This window comes from Rhizobium mulingense (assembly GCF_029194105.1).
Taxonomy (GTDB): Bacteria; Pseudomonadota; Alphaproteobacteria; order Rhizobiales; family Rhizobiaceae; genus Rhizobium; species Rhizobium mulingense.
Window position 1 is genome coordinate 178,858 of record NZ_JARFVE010000004.1, and the last position, 13,289, is coordinate 192,146.

Genomic DNA, 13,289 nt, shown 5'->3' on the forward strand with positions numbered 1-13,289 from the left:
TGGGCAGGGAACCAATGAAGAAGAGGTTTCCGATGTCGAAGGTTTGGTTGATTACGGGGAGTTCGCGCGGTCTCGGCCGGGCGCTGGCGGAGGCAGTCCTGGCCTCCGGTGACAATCTGGTGGCGACGGCACGCAATCCGGCCCAGCTTGCCGATCTTTCCGAGCGCTATGGCGGGCAGGTGCTGACGCTGGCGCTTGACGTGACGAACGAGGCGGCAGCGGCCTCAACCGTCGAGGCAGCCGTCAAGAGGTTCGGCCGTATCGACGTGCTCGTCAACAATGCGGGCTATGGCAATGTCGGCTCGATCGAGGATACCAGCCTTGCCGATTTCCGCGCCCAGATCGAAACCAACCTGTTCGGCACGATCATCATGAGCAAGGCGGTGATCGCCTTGATGCGTGGGCAGGGGGCGGGCCATATTATTCAGTTCTCCTCCGTCGGCGGGCGTATCGGGCCTGCCGGCCGCGGCGCTTATTCGGCGGCAAAATTCGGTATCGAGGGTTTCTCCGAAGTGCTGGCGAAGGAGGTTTCGCCATTCGGCATCAAGGTGACGGTGGTTGAGCCCGGCGGCTTCAGGACGGATTTCGCCGGCGCTTCGACAGTGCTTGCCGAGGGGCGGGCGGAATATGCGGAAACGGTCGGCGCCACGGTGCGCTTTCAGCGCGAGTATGACGGCCGTCAGCCCGGCGATCCCGCCAAAGCGGCTGCGGTCATTATCCACATTGCCGGTCTCGACGAGCCGCCGTTCCGGCTGCTGCTTGGCAGCGATGCGGTGCGCAACGTCGAGAAGGCGGATGCAGCGCGCATCGCAGCCGACCGGGAATGGCGCGCCGTCAGCGTCTCGACCGATTTAGAGCCTGATGCCGAGGTGGGACCGATGCCTTGGGAAAAGAAGGCCGGGTGAAGGGGTCCAAAAAAGCAAAAGCGCCGCTGAGAAGCGGCGCTTTGTACCAGAGATAGTCGAGCGTTCAGCCGGCGGTGCAGAAGTGGCTGCGGCCGTCATAACCGATATAGGTGCCCGTGCGCGGATCGAACGAGCGGTAGCGATAGGAGCAATAACGCTCCCATTGCGGCGACCAGGGCTCCACCGCCGTGCGGACCGGCGCATAGTATCGCGGCTGTTCGACATATCGTGGCTCTTCGACATAGACACGGCGTGGCGCGCGATAGACCGGTGCCGGCTCATAATAATCCGGCTCGTAGGCCGGGTCGATATAACGGCGCTCTTCGTAAACGGGGCCGTTATTGGCATTGGCTATGGCGGAGCCGACGATCAGGCCCGTCGCAAGGCCGACCGCGCCGCCGACAAGCGCATCGTTGCCGCCGTGCCGGCGCCAATGGCGATCGCGAGCAGATGCCTCGCCGATGGCGGAGAGGGTAAGTGCGGCAGCCGTTGCCGTCAGCAGAAGAGTTTTTGCGAGCCTGTTCATGAGCAGAGAGTCCTAATCCCGGGAACCGAACCCCGGTTCCTTTCTCGATGATGCTAGTCCTACCGTTTGCTAGCTGAACGAAGGCTGAATGATAAAACCCGGCATTGCTGCCGGGCTTCAACTCGAAATTCGACAGCCTTGTTAAGGGTTCAGCCCGCAATCTGCAGATTGACGGCCTTGGGGCCCTTGCCGCGGCGATCCGGCTCCGTGTCGAAGCTTACCTTCTGGTTTTCCGTCAGACCGGCCAGCCCGGAGGCCTGGACGGCAGAAATGTGAACGAAGATATCGGCGCCGCCCCGGTCCGGCTTGATGAAGCCGAAGCCTTTGTCGGTATTGAAGAATTTTACAGTGCCAGTCTCGGCCATGCGTCAGGTCCTTTTCTCTCTGCCCGCCATCCACACGGGCAGCATCATAGCATTGCCTCCTTGCGGGAGGCGTTGGCAGGCAATTCTTGAAATGTGAGAAAAAGGTCCCCTCTACCTCGGCCTGCCCCAGGCAGGACTTTCGCCTGCCTTTTTCGGAACCGGCTGACCGGAATATTAGCGTTTCCGGCGCGCAAATACTTAAGGACTTCCCATGCTCGCAAAATGCCCGAACGAGGCGAGAGTGCGGCGTTTCCGGGATTTTGGCAAGCAAAAGTTTTTTAACGTGTCATTCAGGGCACACTCCCGCCGACAGCCAATTTGCGCAAAACACAAAATTTCCTTCGCCGAAGGGAACATGATTAACGTTTTGTATCGTCTGCAATATAAATTTCGAGCAGATTTTGCCAAAAATGCAACGGGAACGCGTTGTTCCGGTGCAGTGAATTTTTTTTGGATTGCCCATCCACCCATATTTGAAAGCGTGTTCAGGCGGCCCGCAGGCCCCGGCGGGTGAAGCTCGGCACGAGTTCGACCACAAGCATAGCGATAAACATTAGCGCGCAACCTGTATAGCCCGTCGCCGACATCGACTCACCGAGCAGCAGCGCTGCGAGCGATGCGCCGAAAAGAGCTTCGGAAGAGAGGAAGATCGCCGCCTGCGAGGGCGTCGTGTAGCGCTGGCCGATCACCTGCAGCACGAAGGCCAGACCAGAGGAGAAGATGCCGACATAGAGGATCTGCGGGGCTGCGGCCCATACTGAGGAGAGACTGATCGGTTCGGAGGCGGCCGCCATTGCCAGCGCGCAGACCGCGGTGATGGCGAATTGCGTGACGGAAAGCGCCAGCGGCCTTGCGGTCTCGGCGACCGTCGTGCCGGCAAGGGTGATCTGGATCGACCAGAAGACGGCGCAGACGACGGTCAGCAAATCGCCTGACGTCAGCGCCGAGAGATGACCGCCGGACAGCAGGTAAATGCCCGCGACGGCCATCAGTGCGCCCGGCCAGATGATCCAATGCGGGGCACGGCGCAGGAAGAACACGGCGATCAGCGGCACGAAGACGACATAGAGGCCGGTGATGAAGCTGGAGTTCGTCACTGTCGTCGTCTGCAGCCCCACCTGTTGCGTGGCGGCGCCGCCGAAAAGGGCAAGACCGGCATGTAGAGTCTCGCATGCCGCTTGCTTGTCTTCGCCTTGGCCTTGCGCGCTTCGAAAAAGGCGAAAGGCAGCACGGCAAATGTGGCGACGGCAAAACGCAGGCCGATGAACCAGAACGGGCCGATCGCCTTCATCGCCGTCGACTGCGCGACGAAGCCGCCGCCCCAGATGGCGGCTGCAAGCAATAGGAGGAGATTCGCCTGAACGCGCGTCATGTCGACCTCTATGGGATGGGTATATCCCCAGCGGTTAACAGTTGCGTTTCCTTTCGGCAAGGGTGAAGACTTGATGCCTGAGGACGAAGGCGGGGGCATGCGACGCGGAGAGGGGCGGTCGACCGGGGATAGAGCGGCTCTAAAGACGGCAGGCTATTCCGGCACGCCGCTTGCCAGAAAGCTCGGGCTTGCGCGCGGACAGGCGGCTGCTCTTCTCGGCGTTCCCGAAACGATTGACGACATCCATGACTTCGATGGTTTTGCCTCGGTCGCCCTTGCGCTTCCGGAGACGCCTCGGCGGGCGTTCGACTATGTGCATCTGTTTGTGACCGAACGGGCGGCGCTGGAGGCTGTCGCGACTAAGCTCATCGATGTTTTAAAGCCGGAAGGTGTGCTCTGGATCTCCTGGCCGAAAAAGAGTTCGCGGGTGCCGACCGATGTCACAGAGGATGTGCTGCGGGAAATTCTGCTCCCAATAGGTCTGGTTGACGTCAAGGTCTGCGCTGTCGAAGAAACCTGGTCAGGGTTAAAATTCGTCATCCGCAAGGAGCTGCGCGGAGCCTTGTGACGTCTCAGCCGTTGTCGGCTTGTGCTCTGGAAACCCTGAGCAGCGCGCCATCATCCTCATCAGTCACAAACAGCAACGCGCCGTCGGGTGCGACGACGACATCGCGGATCCGGCCATATTCGCCCTCGAACAGGCGCTCTTCCGCGACGAAGGCGCCGCTGTCGTCGCGCTGCATGCGCGAGAGCAGTTGGAATTTCAGCGCAGCGACGATGAAATCGCCGTCCCATTCCGGAAACATGGCGCCGCGATAGACGGCGAGTGCGCCGGGTGCGATCGACGGATCCCAATAATGCAGCGGCTGTTCCAGCCCTTTCTTAGCGGTGCCTTCGCCGATCTCGGCGCCGGAATAGTCGCGGCCATAGGTGATGATCGGCCAGCCGTAATTCTTGCCCGCCTCGGGCTGGTTGATCTCGTCACCGCCGCGCGCGCCGTGTTCGACGGTGTAAAGCTTGCCGTCCTTGGCGTCGAAAGTGATGCCCTGCGGGTTGCGATGGCCTTTCGACCAGATTTCCGGCAGCGCCTTGCCGCCGTTTTTGAAGGGGTTGTCGGCGGGAATGCTGCCGTCGGCATTGATGTGGATGATCGAGCCGGCATCATCCTGCCAGTCCTGCGATCGATCGCGGTCGCCGCGGTCGCCGACGCTGATGAACAGCGTGCCATCAGGGGCGATCGCGATGCGCGAGCCATACTGAATATTGCCCGAGGTGAAGCGCCGCATGGTGAAAACAGGTGTAACGGCGTCGAGTCGCTTTTCGTCATTGGACAGCGTGGCGCTGAAGGCTTCGGTGCCGGACCCCTTGGCATTGGCAACGGCGGCGGTGAAATAGAGCTTTCTTGATGTCGCAAAATCCGGGGCGAGCGCCACATCCATCAGCCCGCCCTGGCCACGGGCGCTGACCTTGGGCACGTTGCCGATTGGCTCGGAGAGCTTGCCGTCGCGGATGATGCGCATGCGGCCCGGCCGCTCCGTGACGAGATAGGCGCCGTCGGGCAAGACCTCGACCGCCCAGGGATGGTCGAGCCCGTCGGCGAGCTTTTCGACACGGACCGTGGGACCTTGTGTGTTGACGGTGTCGGCGGCTTCAGCCGATACGGCACCGAACAAAAAAAGCGCTGCGGCGAAATGGAAGGCGGACAGTCTCTTCATCTTGTTTCCCCGTCGTCTCTCCAGCCTCAAAGCTGGAGCGGACAGGGGAGGGCTTCAACCCTCATTCGGCCTGCAATAACGACTTTGTGTTCGCCCGTTGAACGGAACCTGTCGCCTCGCTATCGACCAGTTCGGCTTCGAGGATGTAGCGCAGCGGCCCGCGTTCGGTCGTGTCGAAGGGCCAGCAGGTGGTCAGCACCAAGTGGCGGCCGTCGGAGGCGGGATCGATGCCGCTGGCATTCCAGGGAGCGACGCGGCCTTCGCCGGCCTTGAAGGTCAGGACCTTGCCGTCACGGCGGGTGACTTCGATGGCGTCGCCCGGTTTTATATATTGCAACCAGCGAAAGTGAGTGTCGCGATGGGCGGCGATCACCGCGGTGCCTTGATCGCCTGGCTGCGGCGTGTTGGCGAGCCAGGCCGGACCAAAGGCGAGCGCTTCGCCGGAAGCGCCGGAAAGCACGATTGCCTCCTTGCCGAGGCGCGGTGCGCGCACCTTGGCCTCCGTGGTGAAGTCCGCCCAAGGCCAGGGTTTCGTCGCTTCGCCCCGCAGTTCGGCAGCGAAGGCGTGTCTCAGCAGCACCTGGGAAAGCTCCGCCTTCGCCTTCAGCAGGAAACCGTCGCCGATCAGCGCCAGGCCGTAGAGCGCAAGGCCGGCAATCCCAATGGCGATCGCCTTTTCGATCGACGAAAGACGCCAGAGGAAGAAGCCCTTCTTCTGGCGCGCCTTCGGTCTGTCGTGGGCTGTGGCCGCGGCCATGGCGAGTTCCAGGTAGGTCGGAAGCGGCTCGAATTCAGCCGCCCCCTCGTTCCTATCGGCAGGGCGACTAGCGGCCATTGCGCCTGCCTCCGACAATGAAGACGCCTTTGAGGCGCCGGCGCCACACTGCCAGGCCGCTTGCCGCCATCAGCGCCAAGAGCAGCATGGTAAGCCCGCGCATGATCTGTTCGTCGGCGCGGGTCGCCGTCTGCGGCAGATTCACGGTCGAAGTTTTCTGCGCGATCATAGTGGCGGCCTTCGCGGTCGGAGCTGCGGCCATCAGGTTTGCGATCCCGGGCGATGGGCCGCGCCCCTGGATGACGGCGGCAGCCTGCTGCGGTCCGAAACCCTCCGTCGGCATGATGGAGCCGTGGTGCTGCCCGCCGCCAGGCGGCACAGCATTTTCGCCGAACACCTTCCCGAAATCCCAACCGTCGGGCAGGTTGAGCGGCAGCTTCGCCGCGCCGAGCGGCTCGTTTGCCGGCCGTGACGGGGTGACGTCGACGGCGACGAGGCTGGTGACGCGGGAGACTAGGTGGTGGGCAAGCGCCACCGTCTCGATATCCTTGTCGAGCGCGGCAGGATCCTGGCGTTGATAGGCGCGGGCTTCGAAATCGTCGATCTTGCGCCGCGCCCAGAGCTTGGAGATGCCGTTGCCGTCGGCTGCGTGAGCGATATCCATCTCGACGCGCCAGGGCTGGTCGCCCGTCTTGCCGACGATCTGCAGCTTGCCGGCGGGCTTGTCCTGCGGCAGTTCCGCCGTCAGCACCACGGGCTCGCCGCTGTAGAGGTCGGGCATCGGGTTCGGCGTGATGTCCTCGGCTTGCGTGCCTTCGAAGGTCGCGGCGATATCGGTCATTGCGGGGTTCTGCAGCTTGGCAAAGAGCTCGCCCATGCGGCTTGCCACCTGATCGGCCGAGCCGATCTGGGTGAAGGTGCCGCGGCCGATTTCGGCGGCCTTGATCATGAAATAAGTGTTCGGCGCCGAGCCGATCCCGACGGTGAAGACGCGGGCATCGCCGCGGTTTGCGGTGATTTCCTGGAAGAGCTGCTGTTCGTTGCCGATCGCGCCGTCGGTCAGGAACACGACCTGGCGCAGCGCGCCGCTTGCGACCGGACCCTGGTTGCGCAGCGCATCCTCAAGGGCAGGGAGCATTTCCGTGCCGCCGTCGGCGGTCAGGCCCCTGACATAGGCAATGGCCTTTTCGCGGTTATCAGGGGTGGCGGCGACGAGGCCGTTGAAATAGTCGGTCATCGTATCGTCGAAACGGATGACGTTGAAGCGGTCGTCCTTACTCAATCTGGAGATGGCGAGCGCCAGGCTCTGCCTTGCCTGCTCGATCGACTGGCCGGACATGGAGCCGGAATTGTCGATGACGAAGATGACCTCGCGTTTTGCCGGTGATACTCCCGCGTCTGGCGCCGTCGGGGGAGTGACGAAAGCGAGCAGATAGGTCTTGCCGTCCTTGACCTCGCGAAAGAGACCGGCACTCGGCATCTTGCCGGGAGCAGCCTTCCAGGTGAGCTCGAAATCCTTGTCGGCGGGGACGGCATCTCCCTTCAGGCTGATCGTCCTCGCCTGGTCGCCGTCCTGTCCAATATCGACCGCGTGAAAGGACGATGTGACGTCGCCGAGCGGAAAACCCGCCTTGAGGTTGACGGTCAGCGAGACCGGGTTGATCTTGGCATTCTCGCGCGGATCGAGCACCGGCGCTTCGATCTTCTCGCGGTTTTCCACCGGATCGCGCGGCGTGGCGAAGCCGGCGCCGTTGTTGAACTCGACTGTCTGGACGATCGGCGCTGGATTGTATCGCGGCGCGACGACCATCGGGAAGCGCAGCGAGAACTCGCCGCCCGACTGGCGGACCGTCTGCTGATATTCAATCTGCACGACAATCTCTTCGTCGGGGCCGATATGGCGACCTGATTGGTGAAGATGTTCGGCCGCTGCTGTTCGAGCAATGCCGTCTTCTTGCCTTCGGCCTTGGCCTGCTCGTAGATATCGCGGGCTTCTTGGCGCGGTTTGAGCTGGCCTTCGATAAAGCGTTCGCCGATCTGCATCTTCAGCGCGTCGACGGCGGAATTCTCCGGCAGCGGAAAGACATAGGTGCCCTCGACCCAACCCTGGCTCGGGTTCTGGAAGCGCTGCGTCACCTTCACCCTGGCGATCGGGCCAGAAACGTCGATGGCGACGTCGGTCTTCAGCCGCGGCGCTTCGACGTAGAAGCCGGGCTCCTTCGACGGGAAGAGCAGCGAGCCGCTGTTGACATCATTCGGCCGGACAAGGGCCGCGAGCTGACCGGATGTCTGCTGCGCCTCGGCGCGCGCGGCGGAGGCAAGTCCCAGCATGGCTGCGAGGCAGGCGACAAAGGCGGTGGCGGCGACAAGAAATGAAATGGAAATCCGGCGCATGCGCATGCGCCCGATGGCGAGCTCATCTTCCAGAAACATTGGCGTACCCTCAATAACCAATTTCGGATGACGCAATGATGCGGCTTCGATCTCGGCGCGCTCGCGACCGAATTGCGGCGGCGTGCGGCATTTGTTGAGGCTTATTCGTGGCGATGACGAAACCCGACGATCTGTCTGATTTAAAAGGACATAGGTGACTAAAAGCGATGCGAAAGTGTCGGTGGTCGGAGGGGTCACCGAGCATCCACTTTTGTCGCGGCTCTCATGGAGGGGTGATCCTGTAGACCAGCAAGTCCTCTGAATCCGTAAGCTTGGTTGCGGTCCTGTCCAGATAATCGATCACGCCCTTATGATGTTCGACGAACAGCAGGCCCTGCTTGTCCATGGCGTTCTTCGCGACGCCGAACAGATCCGCGCCCTGCGCGCGCAGTTCCTCGAGCTGTGCGATCGCGGTGGCGTCATCCGCGACGAATTTCGACCATTCGGAATCGCCTCCGCCAGGCGGGAATACCCAGCCGCGCGCCCTGCTGTAGTAAACTGCGACGGGATCACCGACGTCGGGCGCGATGGCGACGACGAGGTCGCCCGGTTGCGTCAGCCGCGCCAGTTCCTCGCCAAGAAGCTTGCCCTTCATCGCGATTGGCTTCTTCATCGTCCTGACGAGGGGAAGGGTCGACCAGCCGAGCGCTATGGCCACGATACAGATCGAACGAAGCATCACCGCCGGCGTCAGAAAGGTACTCGATGAAAGCCTAGCCAGAAGAAGCGCGCCATGGCCGCAGAATATCGCGACCGGCACGTGGAAGATGTGGAAGTTCCACACATTGCTGGTGATCTCGCCCGCCGCCGCCAGATAAAGAATTAACGCCGCAGCCAGCCACACATAGGGAATGGCCGAAAGGATGCGTTGCTTCGGGTCTTCGGCCGGTCTAGGCGGCATCCACATGCCGACGGCGAACAGCACCATGAATGGATAGCCGTAGAACCATAAGACCGAAGTGTTCCATGCGGATTTGAAGTAGAACCTGTCCCTGACATATGTCCAGAAGCCGTAATCCCAGATATAGCCGCCGCTGCCGGCGAAATGAAACGGCGGATAGCTGCGGGCGAGATAGATCGCCCAGTTGAAATAAGCGCCGATAATGGCCAGGCTAAAAAGCCCTGACAGCAAGACCAAGCTCGCCTGCTTCCATCTCTTCTCCAGAATCCAGCACACCATCAGATAGACGATGACGGCGCCGGCGGCGATGCCCGGAGGCTTTGACAGCACGCCGAGCGAGAAGCTGGCCGTGGCGAGGGGCAAGAGCCAGCCTCTGCCGCCGACCCAGTATTTGGCGAACAGCCAGACACCAAGAGTGACCAACGCCAGCATCGCGGGATCGGGAAGAAACGAGCTGTCAATCTGGATTGCCGCCGGCATCAGCGTGTAGGCCAATGCTGCCGCGTGCCCGTGCATCTCGCCCCAGCACAGCGCCGTCATCCTGTGTAGCGAAAACACGGTCAGCAGGCCGAAGAGGGCTGCAACCACGCGGCCGAACCAGTCGTGCCAGCCGAAGAGTTGGTAGAGCAGGGCTGTAATGTAGCTGACGATCTGGAACTCGCGGCCCTGATAGCTTGGCCCAGGCCCGGTCCAGCTGACCTCGGGAAAGAAGATGTTCCAGCTGCGCTGCTGGAAGTTGTCGGCCATCATGGCGGTGCTTATCTCACGCCAACTGAAGCCGTCGACCAGCGGCAAGGTGATCCTGTGGAATCTGAAGACGATCGCAATAATCAGGATCCCCAGCAAGATCGCCGTGTCGAGGTTCAGATAGTTGCGGGCACCCATTTCCCGGTCGATCGTCTCCTGCGGGTATTGCCGACTTCCGGGCCGATTCAATTCCAGTTCGTCCGGCGCGAGACGCAGTGGTGCGGAGGGCTTGCGGGGCGGCTTTCTCATGCCGGCAGTTCATCAGCAGCGGCTTAAAAAGCAATTCATCCAAATTGAGTATTGACCCTCCTCCTCGTGCTAAGATGGCAAGAACCCCGGCTCGCCCTGTGTGGCGAAAACGATCAATAAGAATCATTGCCCCATCACGCCTTTGCGCTTGAAATGCCGTCATACATTGGACATAGAGCTAACCGCAGAACTCCGGTCCCGGCTTTCTGCCCGTTTCAACCATTAGGACCGATATCATGGCCTTCCTTGCCGATGCTCTTTCCCGTGTGAAGCCTTCAGCCACTATCGCCGTCTCTCAGAAGGCGCGCGAGCTGAAAGCAAAAGGACGCGACGTCATCGGCCTCGGCGCCGGCGAGCCGGATTTCGATACGCCCGAGAATATCAAGAAGGCCGCCATCGACGCGATCAACCGCGGCGAGACAAAGTACACGCCGGTTTCCGGCATACCCGAACTGCGCAAGGCGATCGCCGCCAAGTTCAAGCGCGAAAACGGCCTGGAATACTCCTGGGAGCAGACGATCGTCGGCACCGGGGGCAAACAGATCCTGTTCAACGCCTTCATGGCGACGCTGAACCCGGGCGACGAAGTCGTCGTCCCTGCGCCCTACTGGGTTTCCTATCCTGAAATGGTGGCGTTGTGCGGCGGCACGCCGGTTTTCGTTTCGGCGACCCAGGAACACAATTTTAAGCTCCAGGCCGCCGATCTCGAAAAGGCGATCACGGCGAAAACCAAGTGGTTCATCTTCAACTCGCCGTCCAACCCGACGGGTGCTGCCTATACGCATGCCGAGCTGAAGGCGCTGACCGACGTGCTCATGAAGCATCCGCATGTCTGGGTGCTGACCGACGACATGTACGAGCACCTGACCTATGGCGATTTCAAGTTCGTCACGCCTGTTGAAGTCGAACCAAAGCTTTACGACCGCACGCTGACGATGAACGGCGTCTCCAAGGCCTATGCAATGACCGGCTGGCGTATCGGCTATGCGGCCGGCCCGATCCAGCTCATCAAGGCGATGGACATGATCCAGGGCCAGCAGACCTCGGGCGCGACGTCGATCGCCCAGTGGGCGGCGGTCGAGGCGCTGAACGGCACGCAGGACTTCATCCCTGAGAACAAGAAGATCTTCGAAGGCCGCCGCGATCTCGTCGTGTCCATGCTGAACCAGGCCAAGGGCATCGTCTGCCCGGTTCCGGAGGGCGCTTTCTACGTCTACCCGTCCTGCAAGGGCTTGATTGGCAAGACCGCACCTTCCGGCAAGGTCATCGAGACGGATGAGGATTTCGTCTCCGAGCTTCTAGAATCGGAAGGTGTGGCCGTCGTTCATGGTTCGGCCTTCGGTCTCGGCCCGAACTTCCGCATCTCCTACGCAACCTCGGAGGATTTGCTCGAGGAAGCCTGCCGCCGCATCCAGCGCTTCTGCGCCGCCTGCAAGTAAGCCGGTTGCGATAACATCGATCGAAGGCCCGCCGGCAACGGCGGGCCTTTTTGTTTGCGCGTTGACGATGTGGCTGCATGTGGCTACATTTGTGGCATGAAGACCGTGACGATCCGCGACGCGAAGAACCGCCTGACCGAGCTTGCCCGCGAGGTCGAGGAAGGCGAGACCATTATCGTGACCCGCAACGGCAAGCCGGTTTTCGATCTCGTGCCGCATCAGAAGCGTGGCGGTTTAAACTTGGAGGCCGGTCAGGCTTATCTTCGTGCTCGGGGTATCACCAACCCAGTGCCTTTCATCGCGGACGATTTCGACGACCCGCTGCCTGAAGATTTTCTTCTGAGGCCGTTGCCGGAGCCATGAGGCTTCTTCTTGATACCCACATCGCTCTGGCGATCCTGCGGAAAGACGCTGGCCAGCGATTTCCTGAGATCGCCTCGCTGCTTGGCGACAGCAAAACTGTAGGCTTCGTCAGCGTCGCAAGCCTGTGGGAAACGGCGATCAAGGCTCGTCTGGGAAAGCTGGATCCAGGCATGCCGCTTGAAGACATTGCGGGGTCACTCGAAGAAATAGGGCTGATACTGCTGCGGATCGAAATTCAGCACGTCATCACCGCCGCCGACCCGGAGCCGGAGATGCGTGATCCCTTCGACCGCCTGCTGCTGGCACAGTGCAAGGTCGAGGGCTTGCAGCTTGCGACGGTCGACCGATTGCTTGTCAATCATCCGCTGGCGCTGCGGCTATAGGCTTACATCCGGATTGAAGACCTTGCGGCATCGATTCCGCTTTGCCTCGCAAGCCGTTGAATTCCGATTCAAATCGTGCCGGGGAGCGCCAACGGCGCGGGTGATCTCAGGTTGCGGGCGGCCGCCAAACCAACTAGATATCCTGGCATCAAGTTCAAGTTGCCGCTTTGGGGAGGCCGGATTTTGCAGCAGAGTGCCGTCATCGTCTGTTCCGACGTCAACATGCTGCCGGCTGCCTGCTGCACCCTGCTTTCCGTCAAGCGCAATCTGGCGAAGGCCGGCGTCGAGTTCCTGCTTCTCGGCATCGACCTGAAGCCGAACGAGGTCGGCGAGGTCGAAAGCTTCGCGCGCCTGAACGACATGACGATCACCGTGCTGCCCTATGCGACGCCCGATGCCGGACTGCAGGCGCGGGGCCGTTGGTCCGCCGCCACCCTGGCGCGGCTCTATATGGATCTGCAAATTCCCGAGAATATCGAGCGCCTGCTTTACCTCGACGCCGATGTGCTGGCGGTAGCGTCCGTCGACGAACTCTTCACCAGGGATCTTCACGGCAAGGCGCTTGCCGCCGTTGATGACTATGTCATGGCCTTTCCCGAGAAGGCGGGCGCGCGGCAGCGCAAGATCGGCATGGGCGAGGGCGGACGCTACTTCAACGCCGGCGTCTTGCTGTTCGACTGGTCGGTCTGCCGGGCGAAGGGGCTTTTTGCCAAAACCCGGGAGATCTTCGAGGAGCGCTCGCATCTGTTCGAAAACAACGATCAGGATGCGCTGAACGTCACATTCAACGGCGACTGGCTGGTGCTCGATCCGTGCTGGAACACGCAGACGGGACTGCTGCCTTTCGTCGCCCGGCCGGCGATCCTCCATTTCACCGGCCGCAAGAAACCGTGGCAACCCACCGTGCCTTGGGTGCATCGGCAGATGGCAAACCGTTATGTCGAGGATCTCCGCAACACGCCGTGGGCTTCCTTCTGCAAGCAGCCGTCGGCGGCGGGCCGGGTTGGCGGTTTCTTCTCGCATGTGGGAAAGCAGATCGGCGGGCTGACGCGGCTTGCACGGATGCGCGCCTATTTCAGCAACAGCTAGATCGTTCTTGGAAAGTGCATGTGAGCC

The 13,289-nt window shown here is 61.5% G+C and carries 11 protein-coding genes and 2 pseudogenes; 6 read left to right on the forward strand and 7 right to left on the reverse strand.

The genetic code is table 11. From position 1 onward, the window contains the following. Positions 1-32: 32 nt before the first annotated feature. On the forward strand, positions 33-905 hold the full coding sequence (locus tag PYR71_RS09790) for an oxidoreductase (RefSeq protein ID WP_275619187.1): 873 nt from the start codon (positions 33-35) through the stop codon (positions 903-905). Between the two features lie 64 nt (positions 906-969). Here PYR71_RS09790 and PYR71_RS09795 read toward each other — a convergent pair whose 3' ends face one another. The 3 genes and pseudogenes from PYR71_RS09795 to PYR71_RS09805 all read right to left on the reverse strand — a co-directional run bounded on the left by PYR71_RS09795 (position 970) and on the right by PYR71_RS09805 (position 3,168). After that, the gene (locus PYR71_RS09795; RefSeq protein WP_275619188.1) at positions 970-1,431 is read right to left on the reverse strand and encodes a BA14K family protein; all 462 of its coding nucleotides are present in this window, start codon (positions 1,429-1,431) and stop codon (positions 970-972) included. Positions 1,432-1,580: 149 nt separating this feature from the next. Continuing rightward, positions 1,581-1,796 (reverse strand): cold-shock protein, encoded by a 216-nt coding sequence (locus PYR71_RS09800; protein WP_003561293.1) that lies wholly within the window; start codon positions 1,794-1,796, stop codon positions 1,581-1,583. A 485-nt stretch (positions 1,797-2,281) separates the two neighbouring features. Then, positions 2,282-3,168, reverse strand: a pseudogene (locus tag PYR71_RS09805) (DMT family transporter). A 97-nt stretch (positions 3,169-3,265) separates the two neighbouring features. Between PYR71_RS09805 and PYR71_RS09810 the strand changes: the two are divergent. Continuing rightward, positions 3,266-3,736 (forward strand): DUF3052 domain-containing protein, encoded by a 471-nt coding sequence (locus PYR71_RS09810; RefSeq protein WP_275619594.1) that lies wholly within the window; start codon positions 3,266-3,268, stop codon positions 3,734-3,736. Positions 3,737-3,740: 4 nt separating this feature from the next. Here the strand turns inward: PYR71_RS09810 and PYR71_RS09815 are convergent, their stop codons facing one another. The 4 genes and pseudogenes from PYR71_RS09815 to PYR71_RS09830 all read right to left on the reverse strand — a co-directional run bounded on the left by PYR71_RS09815 (position 3,741) and on the right by PYR71_RS09830 (position 9,988). Then, positions 3,741-4,883, reverse strand: a complete 1,143-nt coding sequence (locus PYR71_RS09815; protein WP_275619189.1) for a PQQ-dependent sugar dehydrogenase — start codon at positions 4,881-4,883, stop codon at positions 3,741-3,743. A gap of 61 nt (positions 4,884-4,944) precedes the next feature. After that, a complete protein-coding gene (locus tag PYR71_RS09820; RefSeq protein ID WP_275619190.1) occupies positions 4,945-5,718 on the reverse strand; it encodes a class GN sortase in 774 nt (257 codons plus the stop codon). Next, positions 5,708-8,091 (reverse strand): annotated as a pseudogene (locus PYR71_RS09825) (marine proteobacterial sortase target protein). The gene PYR71_RS09820 and the pseudogene PYR71_RS09825 overlap by 11 nt, the downstream one beginning before the upstream one ends. Before the next feature lie 223 nt (positions 8,092-8,314). Then, positions 8,315-9,988, reverse strand: a complete 1,674-nt coding sequence (locus tag PYR71_RS09830; RefSeq protein WP_275619191.1) for an ArnT family glycosyltransferase — start codon at positions 9,986-9,988, stop codon at positions 8,315-8,317. Positions 9,989-10,224: 236 nt separating this feature from the next. On the opposite strand from PYR71_RS09830, the gene PYR71_RS09835 reads away from it, so the two are divergent. The 4 genes from PYR71_RS09835 (at position 10,225) to PYR71_RS09850 (ending at position 13,262) form a co-directional block, all read left to right on the forward strand. Next, the gene (locus PYR71_RS09835; RefSeq protein ID WP_275619192.1) at positions 10,225-11,427 is read left to right on the forward strand and encodes a pyridoxal phosphate-dependent aminotransferase; all 1,203 of its coding nucleotides are present in this window, start codon (positions 10,225-10,227) and stop codon (positions 11,425-11,427) included. 96 nt (positions 11,428-11,523) lie between these two features. Continuing rightward, a complete protein-coding gene (locus tag PYR71_RS09840; RefSeq protein WP_088690111.1) occupies positions 11,524-11,790 on the forward strand; it encodes a type II toxin-antitoxin system Phd/YefM family antitoxin in 267 nt (88 codons plus the stop codon). Beyond that, the gene (locus tag PYR71_RS09845) at positions 11,787-12,173 is read left to right on the forward strand and encodes a type II toxin-antitoxin system VapC family toxin (RefSeq protein ID WP_275619193.1); all 387 of its coding nucleotides are present in this window, start codon (positions 11,787-11,789) and stop codon (positions 12,171-12,173) included. The genes PYR71_RS09840 and PYR71_RS09845 overlap by 4 nt, the downstream gene beginning before the upstream one ends. Positions 12,174-12,356: 183 nt before the next feature. After that, positions 12,357-13,262 (forward strand): glycosyltransferase family 8 protein, encoded by a 906-nt coding sequence (locus tag PYR71_RS09850; protein WP_275619194.1) that lies wholly within the window; start codon positions 12,357-12,359, stop codon positions 13,260-13,262. Positions 13,263-13,289: the final 27 nt, after the last annotated feature.